13 protein-coding genes and 1 pseudogene are annotated in these 15,098 nt (G+C 68.3%); 5 read left to right on the top strand and 9 right to left on the bottom strand.

What is annotated here, in order from left to right:
* The first annotated feature begins 252 nt into the window (after positions 1-252).
* Both G8O29_RS15770 and G8O29_RS15765 read left to right on the top strand, forming a co-directional pair.
* The gene (locus G8O29_RS15770) at positions 253-855 is read left to right on the top strand and encodes a response regulator transcription factor (RefSeq protein ID WP_166404232.1); all 603 of its coding nucleotides are present in this window, start codon (positions 253-255) and stop codon (positions 853-855) included.
* Positions 856-933: 78 nt separating this feature from the next.
* Entirely contained in the window at positions 934-1,911 is a 978-nt protein-coding gene (locus G8O29_RS15765) for an HpcH/HpaI aldolase/citrate lyase family protein (RefSeq protein ID WP_166404189.1), read from the top strand.
* A 316-nt stretch (positions 1,912-2,227) separates the two neighbouring features.
* Here the strand turns inward: G8O29_RS15765 and G8O29_RS15760 are convergent, their stop codons facing one another.
* Genes G8O29_RS15760 through yajC form a run of 4 tightly spaced genes read right to left on the bottom strand, consistent with a single transcriptional unit; the run spans position 2,228 to position 5,596 of the window.
* Positions 2,228-2,584, bottom strand: coding sequence for an Mth938-like domain-containing protein (locus tag G8O29_RS15760; protein ID WP_166404188.1), 357 nt, complete (start codon positions 2,582-2,584; stop codon positions 2,228-2,230).
* Positions 2,585-2,600: 16 nt separating this feature from the next.
* Positions 2,601-3,572 (bottom strand): protein translocase subunit SecF, encoded by a 972-nt coding sequence (gene secF / locus G8O29_RS15755; protein ID WP_166404187.1) that lies wholly within the window; start codon positions 3,570-3,572, stop codon positions 2,601-2,603.
* Between the two features lie 13 nt (positions 3,573-3,585).
* Entirely contained in the window at positions 3,586-5,253 is a 1,668-nt protein-coding gene (secD, locus tag G8O29_RS15750; protein WP_166404186.1) for a protein translocase subunit SecD, read from the bottom strand.
* A 10-nt stretch (positions 5,254-5,263) separates the two neighbouring features.
* Complete coding sequence (gene yajC, locus G8O29_RS15745; protein WP_166404185.1) at positions 5,264-5,596, bottom strand: preprotein translocase subunit YajC; 333 nt, start codon at positions 5,594-5,596, stop codon at positions 5,264-5,266.
* Between the two features lie 173 nt (positions 5,597-5,769).
* Here yajC and serS point away from each other — a divergent pair, with 173 nt between their 5' ends.
* On the top strand, positions 5,770-7,059 hold the full coding sequence (gene serS, locus G8O29_RS15740) for a serine--tRNA ligase (RefSeq protein ID WP_166404184.1): 1,290 nt from the start codon (positions 5,770-5,772) through the stop codon (positions 7,057-7,059).
* A gap of 65 nt (positions 7,060-7,124) precedes the next feature.
* Positions 7,125-7,832 carry a TspO-related membrane protein gene (locus G8O29_RS15735; protein WP_166404183.1) on the top strand — a complete coding sequence of 236 codons (708 nt, stop codon included), beginning with the start codon at positions 7,125-7,127 and terminating at the stop codon, positions 7,830-7,832.
* Positions 7,833-7,889: 57 nt separating this feature from the next.
* On the opposite strand, the gene der is transcribed toward G8O29_RS15735, so the two are convergent.
* The 4 genes and pseudogenes from der to G8O29_RS15715 all read right to left on the bottom strand — a co-directional run.
* A complete protein-coding gene (der, locus tag G8O29_RS15730; RefSeq protein WP_166404182.1) occupies positions 7,890-9,359 on the bottom strand; it encodes a ribosome biogenesis GTPase Der in 1,470 nt (489 codons plus the stop codon).
* Between the two features lie 48 nt (positions 9,360-9,407).
* Positions 9,408-10,763, bottom strand: coding sequence for an outer membrane protein assembly factor BamB family protein (locus G8O29_RS15725; protein ID WP_242679139.1), 1,356 nt, complete (start codon positions 10,761-10,763; stop codon positions 9,408-9,410).
* 49 nt (positions 10,764-10,812) lie between these two features.
* Positions 10,813-11,472, bottom strand: a complete 660-nt coding sequence (locus tag G8O29_RS15720) for a hypothetical protein (RefSeq protein ID WP_166404181.1) — start codon at positions 11,470-11,472, stop codon at positions 10,813-10,815.
* Positions 11,473-11,671: 199 nt separating this feature from the next.
* Positions 11,672-13,468: pseudogene (locus tag G8O29_RS15715) on the bottom strand (ABCB family ABC transporter ATP-binding protein/permease); the annotation flags it as partial.
* An 84-nt stretch (positions 13,469-13,552) separates the two neighbouring features.
* Between G8O29_RS15715 and G8O29_RS15710 the strand changes: the two are divergent.
* Positions 13,553-13,915, top strand: coding sequence for an ArsR/SmtB family transcription factor (locus tag G8O29_RS15710; protein WP_166404179.1), 363 nt, complete (start codon positions 13,553-13,555; stop codon positions 13,913-13,915).
* Here G8O29_RS15710 and G8O29_RS15705 read toward each other — a convergent pair.
* Positions 13,879-15,098: Ig-like domain-containing protein (locus G8O29_RS15705; RefSeq protein WP_166404178.1), on the bottom strand; the 1,220-nt coding region annotated here is incomplete at its 5' end. The genes G8O29_RS15710 and G8O29_RS15705 overlap by 37 nt on opposite strands.

Genomic DNA, 15,098 nt, shown 5'->3' with positions numbered 1-15,098 from the left:
CGCTTCCGGGTGCAGCGGAAGAAAGGGTCGCGGTCTGCCTCGGACTGTGGTCCTTGTGCCTAACAAAGCGGCAATGGACAAAGCTTACAACCTTCCTATATCCTGCTTTCGGATACCTGTTCGGGTGGGACAATACCTACCCAAAGTGGTTGATATGCCACTGTATACCGAAAATCCCCACCTGAATGGGTAGGGAGGGAGGGGTTGATGGCATCCTGGGACGACAATCCGCGGATGATAGCGGTAACGCTCATGCTGGGGGACGCGAACCCGCTGATGCTGACCGCGCTGTCGGAAATCTTCGAGAAGGACCGCCGATTCTCGCTGGTCGCGACGGCGGCGACGGCCGAGGGCTTCCTGGGCATGGCGATGCGGATGCCGGTGCAGGTGGGGGTGATCGACTGGAACCTGCCCGCGCTTGGGGGGGCGCGGCTGATCGACGTGCTGCGGACGCAAGTCAATCCGCCGCGGCTGGTGGTCTACGCCGAGGATACGGGCGACGTCCCGCGCAAGGCGATGGCGGCCGGGGCGGCGGGGTTCGTGTCGCGGTCCGACCCGGTGGAGCGGCTGCTGGAGACCTGCGTTGCGGTGGCCAAGGGGCAGATGGTGTTCCCGTTCCTCGATATCCGCGGCCTGAAGCAGGACCCGATCGAGGCGCTGTCCCCGCGCGAGCGGACGCTGCTGGAGGCGCTGTCGAAGGGGCTGACGAACCGTGAACTCGCCCGCGATCTGGAGATCAGCGAGAACACGGTCAAGTTCCACCTGTCGAACCTGTTCGAGAAGCTGGACGTGAAGAACCGGGCGCAGGCGATTGCCTTCTTCTACGCCAACCGGGCGTCGCGGGGCGAGATGTGAGGCATTTTGGGGCTTGACGGCGGGGGCTTGCTTCGCCGATGGGTAGGGCGGGTGCAGCTCCTTCATCGGAGCCCGAACATGTCTTTCCACGTCATTACCCAGGCCCCCGCGCGCCTGAACCGCAGCGAGCTGGCCGTTCCGGGCAGCGCCCCCCAGATGTTCGAGAAGGCTGCCGCCTCGGAGGCGGATGTGATCTTCCTGGACCTGGAGGATGCGGTCGCGCCCGACGACAAGGCCCAGGCACGCAAGAACGTCATCAGGGCGCTGAACGAGATCGACTGGGGCAAGAAGACCATGTCGGTCCGGATCAATGGCCTCGACACCCATTACATGTATCGCGACGTGGTGGATGTGGTCGAACAGGCCGGCGAGCGGCTGGACCTGATCATGATCCCCAAGGTCGGGACGGCGGCGGATGTCTATGCGGTGGACATGCTGGTCACGCAGATCGAGGACGCCAAGGGTTACAGGAAGCGGATCGGATTCGAGCACATCATCGAGACGGCGCTGGGGATGCAGAACGTCAGCGCGATCGCCGCGGCGTCGAAGCGGAATGAAAGCCTGCATTTCGGGGTGGCGGACTATGCGGCCTCGACCCGGGCGCGGACGACGAACATCGGCGGGGTGAACCCGGATTATGCGGTGCTGACCGACAGGCTGGAGGATGGCTCGCGCGCGGTTCACTGGGGGGACATGTGGCACTATGCGCTGGCCCGGCTGGTGGTCGCGGCGCGGGCGAACGGGCTCAGGCCGCTGGACGGGCCGTTCGGCGACTTCAACGACCCGGAGGGATATCGGGCGGCAGCTAAGCGGGCCGCGGTGCTGGGCTGCGAGGGGAAATGGGCGATCCACCCCAGCCAGATCGCGCTGGCCAACGAAGTGATGAGCCCCTCCGAGGCCGAGGTGACCCGGGCGAAGCGGATCCTGGAGGCGATGGAAAAGGCCGCGGCCGAGGGCAAGGGGGCGGTCTCGCTGGACGGGCGGCTGATCGATTACGCCTCGATCCGGCAGGCGGAGGTGCTGGTCCAGAAGGCCCGGCAGATCGCGGGGGGCTGAGGGGTCGCCGCGCGCGGCGCGCGTTTCGGCGTCAAGCAAATCAAGGGGTTGGCTGTGGGCGTTTACCTTCGGTTAACCCGCATCGGATGGGCCGGGGGAGCGACCCTTCGGCCCGTTCGGTGGTTCGCCCCCTGTTTCCGAGGCTGGCCCGGAGCTGGCAGGGCGCCCCCCTCCCCCATCCCCTCCCCACGAAGGGGGAGGGGAGGCGCGGACAGGGACGGCGTTCGTCGGCGGCATCGGCCGCGGATGCCTTCGGCGGGGATCGTCGGGCAAGGATGAGAGGCGCGGGCGCGCGCGGAGGTGCGGGGGCGGGCGGCTATTCGACCGGCATCAGCGCCACGGCGACACGGCGGCCTTCGCCGAGAAGCACGTTGTAGGTGCGGGCGGCGGTGGGCGAGGCCATGATCTCGACCCCGATTCCCTGCCCTTCCAGGGCCTCGCGGAAGGCGGCGGGCACATGGGCGATGGCCGTGCCGGTGCCGACGAAGAGGACGTCGATCCTGCCGGCCAGCGCGAGGGGTGCCGCACTGTCTGCCAGACCGCCCCAGGGGCCGGCGTCCCAGGGGGTGATCAGGCAGGGGCCGCGCAGGACATGGCCGGCCACACGGAAGAAGCCGGGGCCGTAGCCCTCGATCGCCTTGGCGCTGCCGTAGGTGACTTCGGTCAGGCGCATCGCCCCCCCCCCCAGCTCAGGCGTCCACGTCGGCGAATTCGTTCTTGCCCGCCTTCTTCGGCTTGTCGCCGCGGTCGAGCCCGATGAACAGCACCAGATTCTTGGCCACGAAGACCGAGGAATAGGTGCCCAGCACCACCCCGATGAAGATGGCCAGCGTGAAGCCGCGGATCACGTCGCCGCCGAAGATCAGCATCGCCCCCAGCGCCATCAGCGTGGTGCCCGAGGTCATGATCGTCCGGCTGAGCGTTTCGTTGACCGAGAGGTTCATCACATCCTTCAGCGGCATCGACTTGTATTTCAACAGGTTCTCGCGCAGCCGGTCGAAGACGACCACGGTGTCGTTGATCGAATAGCCGAGGATGGTCAGCAGCGCGGCGATGATCGTCAGGTCGAACTTGATCTGGAACAGCGCGAAGATGCCGATGACGATGAAGATGTCGTGCAGGAGCGCCACCACGCTGCCGACGGCGTACTGCCATTCGAAGCGCAGCCAGATGTAGATCAGGATGCAGACCGAGGCCGCGACCATGGCGGTGATCGCCTTCCAGATCAGCTCTCCCGAGACCTTGGGGCCGACGGATTCGACCGAGGCGAAGGTGAGCGAGGGATCGACCGCCTTCAGCCGCTGTTCGACCTGGGACAGGACTTCGGGTGTGACCGCCTCTTCCCCGTCCAGGGGGGCGATGCGGATCTGCGCGACGAACTGGTCGGCGGCGAAGGTTGGGTCGAAGACCTCGGTGATGGCGACATCGCCGAGATCGAGCCCCGACAGCGCCTGACGGTAGGCCCCGACATCGACGGACCGGGTCGCCTCGGTCCGGATGGTGGTGCCGCCGCGGAAGTCGATGCCGAAGTTCAGCCCCATGAAGATCCAGACCAGGATGGACAGGACCGTCAGGGCCATCGAGCCGCCGAAGGTCAGCCACTGGGCGCGGAAGAAGTCGATGTTGGTCTTTTCGGGGACGACGCGAAGCCGGAATGCCATGGTTCTGATCCCCTTACACGACGACGGTCGCCGGGCGGCGCCGGTGATACCAGAGTTCGATGAAGAGCCGCGTCACAAAGAGCGCCGTGAACACCGAGGTGATGATGCCGATGCCAAGCGTGATCGCAAAGCCGCGCACCGGGCCGGCGCCCACGGTGAACAGCACCACCGCGGTGATGAAGGTCGTGATGTTGGCGTCCACGATCGCGCTTTTCGCCCGTTCATAGCCCAGTTCGATGGCGCGGCCGGGGTTCCTGTTGTTGCGCAGCTCTTCGCGGATGCGTTCGAACACCAGCACGTTGGCGTCCACCGCCATGCCGATGGTCAGCACGATCCCGGCGATGCCCGGCAGGGTCAGCGTGCCGCCCACCGACGACAGCGCCGCGAAGATCAGCGCCATGTTGACGACAAGGGCCACGGTCGCGAAGAGGCCGAAAAGCCCGTAGCTGGCGATCATGTACAGCACGACGACCACGCCCGCCACCATGGCCGCAACCTTGCCGGCGGCGATGGAATCGGCGCCGAGTTCCGGGCCGATGGTGCGTTCCTCGAGGAAGGTCATCTCGGCCGGAAGGGCGCCGGCGCGCAGAAGGACGGCAAGGCGGGTCGAGTCCTCGACGCTGAAATTGCCGGTGATGATGCCGGACCCGCCGGGAATGTGGCTCTGGATCACGGGGGCCGAGATCACCTCGCCGTCAAGCACGATGGCGAAGGGGGCGCCGATGTTGGCGGCGGTGTAGTCGCCGAACTTGCGCGCGCCGGTGGTGTCGAAGCGGAAGCTGACCGCCGGGCGGCCGTTCTGGTCGAACGTGGGCTGTGCATCCACCAGATCATCGCCCGAGACCACGGGGGCGTCCTCGACGATGTAGTAGATGCCGGGCTCGTCCATCGAGGGAAGAAGGACGTTGCGCGGGCCCGGCGAGGCGGCGGCATCGGTGGTCCGGCTGACGACGGCGTTGAACGACAGTTTCGCGGTCTGGCCGATCAGCGCCTTGAGCTCCTGCGCCGAGCCGATGCCCGGCACCTGGATCAGGATCCGGTCCTCGCCCTGGCGCTGGATTGTGGGTTCGCGGGTCCCGGCCTCGTCCACGCGGCGGCGGATGATCTCCAGCGACTGCTGGATGGTGCGCTGGTCGGTGGCCTGCTTTTCGGCATCCGACAGGCGGACGACGATGTCGCTGCCTTCGGCGGTCACCTCCAGCGTGCTTTGCCCCAGGCCGGTCAGCGACATGACGCCGGTGCCGAGGCCGCGCACCGCCTCGACCGCGGCGGCCATGCCGGCGGGGTTCTCCAGCGTCACGCGCAGCACGTCGTCGGGCGAGGGCGCGCGCCGCACCGCGCCGACCTGATCGCGCAGCGACCGCAGCCGGTCGCGCACTTCGGGCCAGAGCGAATCCATCCGGGCCTTGTACACATCCTCGACCCGGACCTCGGCCAGCAGATGCGCCCCGCCGCGCAGGTCGAGGCCCAGGTTCACCAGCGCCGAGGGCAGGTAGTCCGGCCAGGCGGCGCGGGCGGCCTCCTGTTCCGGGGTGGCGGCGCCGCCGGCGCGTTCGATGGCGACCACGGCGTCATTGTGACGCTCCACCCGGTCGTAGAACAGGTTCGGGGTGGCGGCGACGATTCCCCAGCCGCAGACGAGCAGGACGAGGATCCGCTTCCAGAGCGCCATCGGTTCCATGGGTCAGGCCTTAGCTTGCGGCGGGTTCGGTCTTGTTCAGCACCTGGGTGATGGTGTGCTTGACGACCTTCACCTTGACGCCATCGGCGATCTCGACCTCGACCTTGCCGTCGTCCTGGACCTTGGAGACCTTGCCGATGATCCCGCCCGCGGTGATGACCTCATCCCCGCGGCGCAGCGCATCGACCATGGCGCGGTGTTCCTTCATCTTCTTCTGCTGCGGGCGGATGAGCAGGAAGTAGAAGATCACGAAGATCAGGATGATCGGCAGGAACTGCGCGAAGACGGCGGCACCGCCGGGGGCGGCACCTGCGGCTTGCGCGAAGGCGGGGGTGGCGAACATGGACATCCTCTCTGGCCGGATCGGGAGGCGTCTTGTGCCGCCCCGTTTGCGATTGTCGGCTCATGTAAGGCCTTTCGCGCGGCTTTGCCAGAGGGCGCGCGCGGCTGGCCTGCCTTCCCCCCTGCCGCGTAATCGGGCATAAGCGCCGGCGGAACAGTCAGAGAGGCCCGCCCATGCACGACATCCGCTTCATCCGCGAGAACCCGGCCGCGTTCGACAAGGCGCTGTCGCGTCGGGGCCTGGCGCCGATGTCGGCAGAGCTGCTGGCCATCGACGAGGCGCGGCGGGCAAGGATCCTGGCGGCGGAAACCGCGGCGGCGGCGCAGAATGCGGCCTCGAAAGAGGTGGGCGCGGCCAAGGCGCGCGGGGATGACGCGGAGTTCGAGCGGCTGCGCGCGCTGGTGGCCGAGAAGAAGGCCGAAGGCGCGCGGCTGACCGAGGAAGCGGCGGCCGAGGATGCCCGGCTGCGCGATGCCCTGATGCGGATCCCCAACCTGCCGCTGGACGAGGTGCCGGAGGGGCCGGACGAAAGCGGCAACGTGGAAATCCGGCGCTGGGGGACGCCTCGGGTCATGGACTTCAAGCCGTTGGAGCATTTCGAGATTCCGGCGGCGAGGGGGGGTTTGGATTTCGCCACCGCGGCCAGGCTGTCGGGCAGCCGCTTCGTGGTGATGCGCGGCGCGGTGGCGCGGGTGCACCGGGCCTTGGCGCAGTTCATGCTGGATCTGCACACCTCCGAGCATGGGCTGGCCGAGACCTGGACCCCGGTCCTGGTCAAGGAAGAGGCCATGTATGGCACCAACCAGCTGCCGAAATTCGCCGAGGACAGCTATCAGACGACGAACGGCTGGTGGCTGATCCCGACCTCGGAAGTGACGCTGACCAACTCGGTCGCCGGGGACATCCTGGAAGAGGCGGCGCTGCCGATCCGGCTGACGGCGCACACGCAGTGCTTCCGGTCCGAGGCGGGCAGCGCGGGCAAGGACACCACGGGGATGCTGCGCCAGCATCAGTTCGAGAAGGTCGAGATGGTGACGATCTGCACGCCGGAAACCGCGCTGGCGGAACACGAACGCATGACGAAATGCGCGGAAGCCGTGCTGGAGCGGCTGGAGTTGCCCTACCGGACCATCTTCCTGTGCACCGGCGACATGGGATTCGGGGCGCAGAAGACCCATGACCTTGAGGTCTGGCTGCCGGGGCAGAACACCTATCGCGAGATTTCCAGCGTTTCGACCTGCGGCCAGTTCCAGGCGCGGCGGATGAATGCGCGCTATCGCCCGGCAGGCGGCAAGCCGGAGTTCGTGGCCACCCTGAACGGCTCGGGCCTGGCTGTCGGGCGCTGCCTGATCGCCGTGCTGGAGAACGGACAGGAGGCCGATGGCAGCGTGACCTTGCCTTCGGCGCTGAGGCCCTATCTGGGAGGCAAGACCCGGATCACGTCGGACGGCGTGCTGGTCTGACATCCGGGAACCCATTGGCGGGGCTGACCGTTTTCGCTGCGCCCTGCCCTTTACCGGAGTGAGTGATGCCCCGACCTGCCCCCCTGATCCTGCTTCTGGCGACGATTGCCTTCGGGCTTGCGCCGTTGGTGACGCCTCCGTTCACCGGCTATGACCCGGCGCTGTTTCCGGTGGATATCGGGCGTCCGGCGATCCAGCCTGCGGGCTATGCCTTCGCGATCTGGTCGGTGATCTATCTGTGGCTGATCGCTCATGCCGTCTTCGGGCTGTGGAAGCGGGCCGAGGACCCGGTCTGGGCGCCTTCGCGCCTGCCGCTGACCGTGGCAATCGGCGTCGGTGTGGTCTGGCTGTGGATCGCGGGGCAAAGTGCGGTCTGGGGCACGGTGACGATCTGGATCATGGCGGCAGGCGCGCTGATGGCCTTCCTGCGCGCGCCGACCGAGCCGGATCGGTGGCTGCTGTCGGGGCCGCTCGCGATATTCGCGGGCTGGCTGACGGCGGCGGCGGCGGTGTCGACGGGGGTGCTGATCGCGGGCCATGGGGTGCTGTCGAACACGGCTTCGGCGCTGGCGATGCTGGGGCTGGTGCTGGGGATCGCGCTGGCGGTGCAGGGGCAGAAGCCCCGGATGCCGGTCTATGGGCTGACCGTGGTCTGGGCTCTGGTGGGGGTGATCGTGGTGAACTGGGCGGACAACATGCTGGTCGCAGGCACGGCGGCGGGGGGCGCGGCGGTGATGTTGGGCGCGCTGGGGTGGATGGCGCGCAAGGGGTGAGGTGGGGCCAAAATCCTTCGAAGGATTTTGCAAAAGTTTTCGAAAACTTTTGCGCCCCTACTGGCCGGTGTTCTTTTCCTTGTGCTTGCGCAGGCGGCTTGGCGTGTGGAACTTGCGGTCCTTGAACGGGTTCTGGTCGCCCTGACTGCGCAGGAACAGCCGGATCGGCGTGCCCGGCATGTCGAAATGGTCGCGCAACCCATTGACCAGATAGCGCTTGTAGCTTTCCGGCAGCTCGTCGGGGCGCGAGCATTTGATGACGAAGCCCGGCGGCCGGGTCTTGGCCTGGGTCATGTAGCGCAGCTTGATCCGGTGGCCGCCCGGGGCGGGCGGGGGGTGTGCTTCGGTCATGGCACCCAGCCAGGTGTTCAGCTTGGCCGTGGGGATGCGGCGGTTCCAGACATCGTGCGCCCGTCGGATCGCGTCGTGCAACCGGTCAAGCCCCCTGCCCGTCTTGGCTGAAACGGTGACAAGGGGCGCGCCGCGCAGCTGCGGGAGAAGGCGTTCGAACATCTCTTTCAGTTCGGCCAGCTTTTCCTGCTTGTCGTCCTCGAGGTCCCATTTGTTCACCGCCACCACGACGGCGCGGCCTTCGGTTTCGGCGAAATCGGCGATGCGCAGGTCCTGCACTTCGAAGGGGATTTCGACGTCAAGGAGGACCACCACCACCTCGGCGAAGCGGACAGCGCGCAACCCGTCGGCGACCGAGAGTTTCTCCAGCTTGTCCACCACCTTTGCCTTCTTGCGCATGCCGGCGGTGTCCCAGATGCGGATCGGCGTGCCCATCCAGTCGGCGCGGACGGAAATCGCGTCGCGGGTGATCCCGGCCTCCGGCCCGGTCAGCATCCGGTCGGTGCCGAGGATCCTGTTGATCAGCGTGGATTTTCCGGCGTTGGGGCGGCCGATGACGGCGATCTGGAGGGGCTTCGCGGCAGTGGGACGGTGGGCGTTCTCGTCCACCTCGAGCTCTGCGTCTGCTTCCGAGATGTCGGTGTCGGTTTCCGGCAGCATCTCGGCTTCGCGGGGGGCGAATTCCGCCTCGAAGGGTTTGAGCGCGCGGTAGAGGTCGTCCATCCCCTCGCCATGTTCGGCGGAGAGGCGGATGGGCTCGCCCAGGCCGAGGGAGTATGCTTCCAGCGCGCCGGCATCGCCCGCCTTGCCTTCGGCCTTGTTCACGCCCAGAAGGACACGGGCGGCCTTCTTGCGCAGGATGTCGGCGAAGACCTCGTCCGAGGGTGTGACGCCGACACGCCCGTCGATCAGGAACAGGCAGACATCGGCCATGTCCACCGCGCGTTCGGTCAGGCGGCGCATCCGGCCTTGCAGGGAGTCGTCCGTCACCTCTTCCAGGCCCGCGGTGTCGATCACGGTGAAGCGGAGGTCGAAGAGCTTTGCATCGCCCTCGCGGAGGTCGCGGGTGACGCCGGGCTGGTCATCCACCAGCGCCAGCCTGCGCCCGACGAGCCGGTTGAACAGCGTCGATTTGCCCACATTGGGGCGGCCCACGATGGCGAGGGTGAAGGTCATGTCTCAGGTCCGTTCCAGACGAAGCGCCCCCGATACACGGGTTCGCCCCTAACGGAAAGCGTGAAGTTGCCCGTTGCCGCCCACGACATACAGCGTGCCGCCCGCCACCGCGGGTTGCGCGGCCGCGCCGCCGGGGATTTCGGCGGTATAGGTCAACGTGCCGTCGGTCGGGTCGAAGGCGCGCAACAGGCCGTCCGAGGAGACCACCATGATCCGCCCGCCCGCCATCACCGGGCCGTAATGGGCGAAGATGCCCTTGCGGCGCTTGACCTTGTCCTTGGTGAAATAGGGCATTTCGACCGACCAGATCACCTCTCCGCTGGCGGCGTCGAGGCGGACGAGCCGGGCCTCGTCGTTCACCAGGAAGAGCGAGCCGCCCGCGACGGCGACGGGGCCGAGCGCGCCTTCGCCCGCCGACCAGATCCGTTCGCCCGAGGAGGCCGACATCGCCACCGTGCGACCCGAGCCCGAGCCGGCATAAAGCGTCTTGCCCGCGATCACGGCGTCGCCGGTCACGTCGGGGGTCAACGCATAGGCCCGGCCCAGCCGCTTGCCCGCCAGCGAAGCCTGCCAGACCTTGGTGCCGCCGCCGATCTTCAGCACCGCCAGGAGATCACCGCCGGACGAAGGGAAGATCACCGCACGGTCGCCGATGGTGGGGCCGGCGGTGCCGACATAAGCGGCCTTGCCGGGCGTCCCCACGACCTGCCAGATCACCTTGCCGTCCTTCGCATCCACCGCCCAGGCCGAGCCGTCGCGGCCCGCGACATAGACCGCGTTGCCGTCGCTTGCCGGGGCGCCGCTGATCGGAGCGTCCACGCGCTGGCGCCAGACCACCGCGCCGGTGCCTGCATCCAGCGCGACGAGTTCGCCGTAGCCGGTGGTGGCAAAGACCCGCCCGCCCGCCGTGGCAAGGCCCCCGGCCGACTGGCCGCCGCCCCGGTCGAAAGGCGCGGTGAGGTCCGCGGTCCAGAGCGTCGCCCCGCCGGTCGAGGTGGCGGTGACGATGGTGCCGGAATCGATGGTGAAGACGCGGCCATCGGCGACGACCGGCGCCGCCGCGATGCGGTTCCTGCGGCTGGAGCCGGAGCCGATATTGGCGGACCAGACCCGCTGCGGCGTGGCCGACAGCGCGGCATGCGGCATCAGGTGGCGGGCATTGCCGGCCCGGTGGGTCCAGTCGCCGCCGGTCTGCGGCCCCAGCGAGATCGCGACGCTCCGGTTCTCGGGCGCCGCAGGCGCGGTGGGTGCGGGCTGGCCCTCGACGGGCAGGCTGGCCGCAAGATCGGCGCGCACCGGAAAGCGTTCGCCGGGCAGGATCACTTCCTTGTCGCCGCAAGCTGCCAGAAGCGCCAGAAGCCCGACGCCGGTCATCAGCCTGCCGCCCATCCGTCTGACCTTCATGACTGCCACCTGAAAGGACCTTTCGCTTGCCTTAGTGCCCATCCGCGTCTCAACCGCCGTCCGAAGCCTCGGGCAGCGCGCCGCCCAGCGCCGTGATCACCTGGCCCGCCCGCGCCCGGAGCGCAGCCGAGGCCTCCTGGTCCTGCATCAGCGTGGTCAGGGTGGCGATGGCCTCGTCCGGCTTGCCCTCCTCGATCAGCAGATAGGCCAGCTGTTCGACCGCCAGCGTCCGGTAGGGGCGCCCGACCTGGGCGATGCCGTCCAGCGCGGCGCGACGGTCCGCAAGGGGAAGGTCGGCCCCGCCAAGCAGAACGCGCCGCAGGACCGCAAGGTCGCGGTAGGCGGGCGAGAGCGTCGGATCACCGGCCACGGCGTCAAGCGCGGCCAGGGCGGCGGCCTTGTCCCCTGCGGTATCGGAGCCGAGGATCAGGTTCAGGATCGCGGCCTGCTGGCCCCGGACCGGCACGGCGGCCAGCGCCTCGCGCCGTTCCTCGGGCAGGCCATGGTCCAGCGCGTCGATCAGCGCATCCCCGAAGGCCTGGGCGCGCGCGGTGTCGCGGGATTTCTGCCATTCGGTCCAGGCCGTGCCGCCGACGAGGGCCAGGATCGCCACAAGGCCGATCCAGCCGTACTTGCGGAACAGCCCGAACAGCCGATCCCGGCGCACCTCTTCGGTGACTTCCTCGATGAAGCTGTCGGGATTGCTCAACGCGGTGCCTCGCTTGTCGTTTGCCCCGTCTTACAGGCAAAGGCCGCGCGTTGCCAAGCCCTGCCCGGTCCGGACGGCGGGCAGAGTGCGACGGCCCTCAGGCCCCGGCCGCGGCCTTTGCCAGCGCGACGGGCACGGGCGGGGCCTCGGCCGGGGTATCCTCGACCTCGATCTCGCCTTCCATCACCTGGCGTTGCCACATGGCATGATAGACGCCGCCCAGCGCAAGGAGTTCGTCATGGGTGCCGCCTTCGACGACCCGGCCTTCGTCCAGCACGAGGATCTGGTCGGCATCGGCAATGGTGGACAGCCGGTGCGCGATGGTGATGACGCTGCGGCCCTGCCCCATCTCGGCCAGGCTTTCCTGGATCGAGCGTTCGGTCTGGGTGTCCAGCGCCGAGGTCGCCTCGTCCAGAATCAGGATCGGCGGGTTCTTCAGCAGGGTCCGGGCGATGCCCACACGCTGCTTTTCCCCGCCCGAGAGTTTCAGGCCCCGTTCGCCGACCCTGGTGTCATAGCCTTCGGGCAGTCGTATGACGAAATCGTGGATGCGGGCGGCCTTGGCGGCGGCGATGATCTCGTCCTCGGTGGCGTTCGCGCGGCCATAGGCGATGTTGTAGCGGATCGTGTCGTTGAACAGCACCGTGTCCTGCGGCACGACGCCGATCTGGGCGTGGAGCGAGGATTGCGTCACGTCGCGGATGTCCTGCCCGTCGATGCGGATGGATCCCGAGGTCACGTCGTAGAAGCGGAAGAGAAGCCGCGCGATGGTGGACTTGCCGCTGCCGGAATGGCCGACCAGCGCCAGTTTCTGGCCGGGTTTGAGGGTGAACGAGACCCCCTTCAGGATCTCGCGGGTGCTTTCATAGCCGAAGTAGACGTTGTCGAAGGTGATCTCGCCCGCCGTGACCTTCAGGGGCTTGGCGTCGGGGGCATCGACGATCTCGGCCGGTTGGCCGAGAAGGCCGAACATCTCGCCCATGTCCACCAGCGCCTGGCGGATCTCGCGGTAGACGGTGCCGAGGAAGTTCAGCGGCATGGTGATCTGGATCATGTAGGCGTTGACCATGACGAAATCGCCCACGGTCAGCGTGCCTGCGCGGACGCCCAGCGCGCTCATGCCCATGACGATGACGAGGCCGGTGGTGATGAGCGCGGCCTGTCCGACGTTCAGGAAGGAAAGCGACAGGCCGGTCTTGACGGCGGCGGTCTCATACTGACGCATCGCGCCGTCGTAGCGGTCGGCCTCGCGGCTCTCGGCGTTGAAATATTTGACGGTTTCGAAGTTCAGGAGGCTGTCGATGGCCTTCTGGTTGGCGTCGGTGTCCTGGTCGTTCATCTCGCGCCGCAGCTTCACGCGCCATTCGGTGACGGTGAAGGTGAACCAGACGTAAAGTGCGATGGTGACGACGACGACGGCGGCATATGTCCAGCCGAACACCAGCGCGAAGATGACCGAGACCATGGTCAGTTCCAGGATCAGGGGCCCGATGGACAGAAGCATGAAGCGCAGAAGGAAATCGACGCCCTTCACCCCGCGTTCGATGATGCGCGACAGGCCCCCGGTCTTGCGGGTGATGTGATAGCGCAGGGACAGCTGGTGGATATGGGTGAAGGTCTCGATCGCCAGTCGGCGGATCGCGCGCTGGCCGACGCGGACGAAAACGGCATCGCGCAGTTCGCCGAAGAGGACCGCGCCCAGCCGCGCCAGGCCGTAGGCCACCACCAGACCCACCGCACCCAGGCCGATCAGCGCGCGCGGGTCGGAGCCCGCCTCGCCCGACAGGCTGTCCACCGCCAGCTTGTAGATGTAGGGCGTGGCCACCGAGACGAGCTTTGCCGCCAGCAGGAACAGCATCGCCAGCACCACGCGCCGCTTCACCCAGGCCTGGCCGTCGGGCCAGAGATAGGGCGCCACGCGGCGGATCGTGGTCAGGGCCGGGGCGCTGGCGGTGGAGGCATCGGCGGAAGTCGCGGTCGAGGTCGTGCGGCGCATCGTCTTTCCCAGGAGCCTGTCAGCGATTGCGCGGCGGGCCCGGTTCGGTTATGGTCATTTCAAGGCTTCTTGAATAGTTGAACCATGGACCGAAGTAAAGCCCTCGCCGCCCTCTCGGCCCTTGCGCACGAAACCCGGCTGGATCTGATCCGGCTGCTCACGCCGCGGGGTGAGGAAGGCATGGCTGCGGGCCAGATCGCCGAGACCCTGGGCATAGCCGCGCCACGGCTTTCGTTCCATCTGGCGGCGCTGGAACAGGCCGGGCTTCTGCGGTCGCGCAAGGCGGCGCGGAACGTGTTCTACAGCGTGGATGTGCGCGCAATCGGATCGACCATGGCCTATGTCCTGAACCATTGCTGCTGCGACCACCCGGAGGTGCGGGCGGCCTGCACGCATGGCGTCGCGGGGGGTCAGGGCGCGGTCAGTTCGGGGACCGAAAAGACCTGACCGGGGTAGATCAGGTCCGGGTTCTTGATCTTGTCGCGGTTCGCCTCGAACACCTGCACATAGAGCACACCGTCGCCATAGCGTTCCTGCGCGATGCCCCAGAGCGTGAAGCCGGGCTGCACGGTGATGGTGACGGGGGCCGGCGCGGCGGCAGGGGCATCGGCCTGCGCGACAGCCGGGGCCTTGGCAGCGGCGGCGGGCTCGACCGCGAGGACCGGGGTCCTCGGGGCGTCGGGCGCCGAGGGCTCGGGCTCGGTCGCCGCCACGGGGTCGGCAAGCGGATCGGCGCTGGCGATCCGTGCAGGCGCAGGTTGCGGGGCCGCCTCGGCGGGGCTTTCGGCGGGCGTGCTTTCGGCGGCGGCTTCCGGGAGTGCTGCGGCGCCCGGTTCGGGAAGGGCTGCGGCGGCGGTCATCGGGGCCGCTTCGGCGGCGGTCTGCGGACCCGCCGCTCCCGCAGCGGCGGCAAGGGCCTCGAGCGTCTCGCGCTTGAACGGGGTCTCGAACCGCGACGTGACCTTGCCCGCGCCGTCCAGCTGGTCAACGCGCAGGGTATAGACTCCGGGCGGCGTGTCGGGCAGCGTGGTCAGCCATTGGCCTGACGCAGGCACCGAAAGGGTCACCTTTTCGGCATTGTCGAGGTAGAGCCGCAGCGCGGCCCCCCCCGTGGCGCGCCCGCCGATCCGGACCGCGCCGTCCGGCGTGTAGGTGATCGTGTCGATCATGACCGGGACCTTCCCGCCTGAACCCGGCACGGGGGCGGCCGGATCCTGCAACACGACCGCGCCCTGATCGGACAAGAGCAGCGCCGGCGGGGCAGCGGGCGGCTCGGCGGTGGCGACCTGGGTCTCGGCGGGCCCCTCCTGCGCTGCGACGGGGGGCGGCTGCGGCCCCGCGATCGGCCCGAGCGCGACCATCTGGGCCGAGGCCACCGGGGCCTGACCCGGCAGGGTCATCGACAGCCACATCAGGCTGGGCTCGGGGTTCGGCGGCAGGGTGAACAGCAGCGCGAAGTCGCCCGAGGCGGTGGCCGTGCCGCTGGCCACGGCGGCGCCCGAGACGATGACCTCGACCGTTGAACCCGGCGCGGCGCTGCCCGAGACGACCGCGCCGCCGTCCGCCGCCACCCGCCAGGTGTCGATCACCGGCTGCGGGGCGGCGGCCCTGGCGGCCGGCGGCGCGGCCT

The organism is Rhodobacter calidifons, from assembly GCF_011174775.1.
Taxonomy (GTDB): Bacteria; Pseudomonadota; Alphaproteobacteria; order Rhodobacterales; family Rhodobacteraceae; genus Tabrizicola; species Tabrizicola calidifons.
This window is presented reverse-complemented; position numbering and strand designations above follow the sequence as displayed.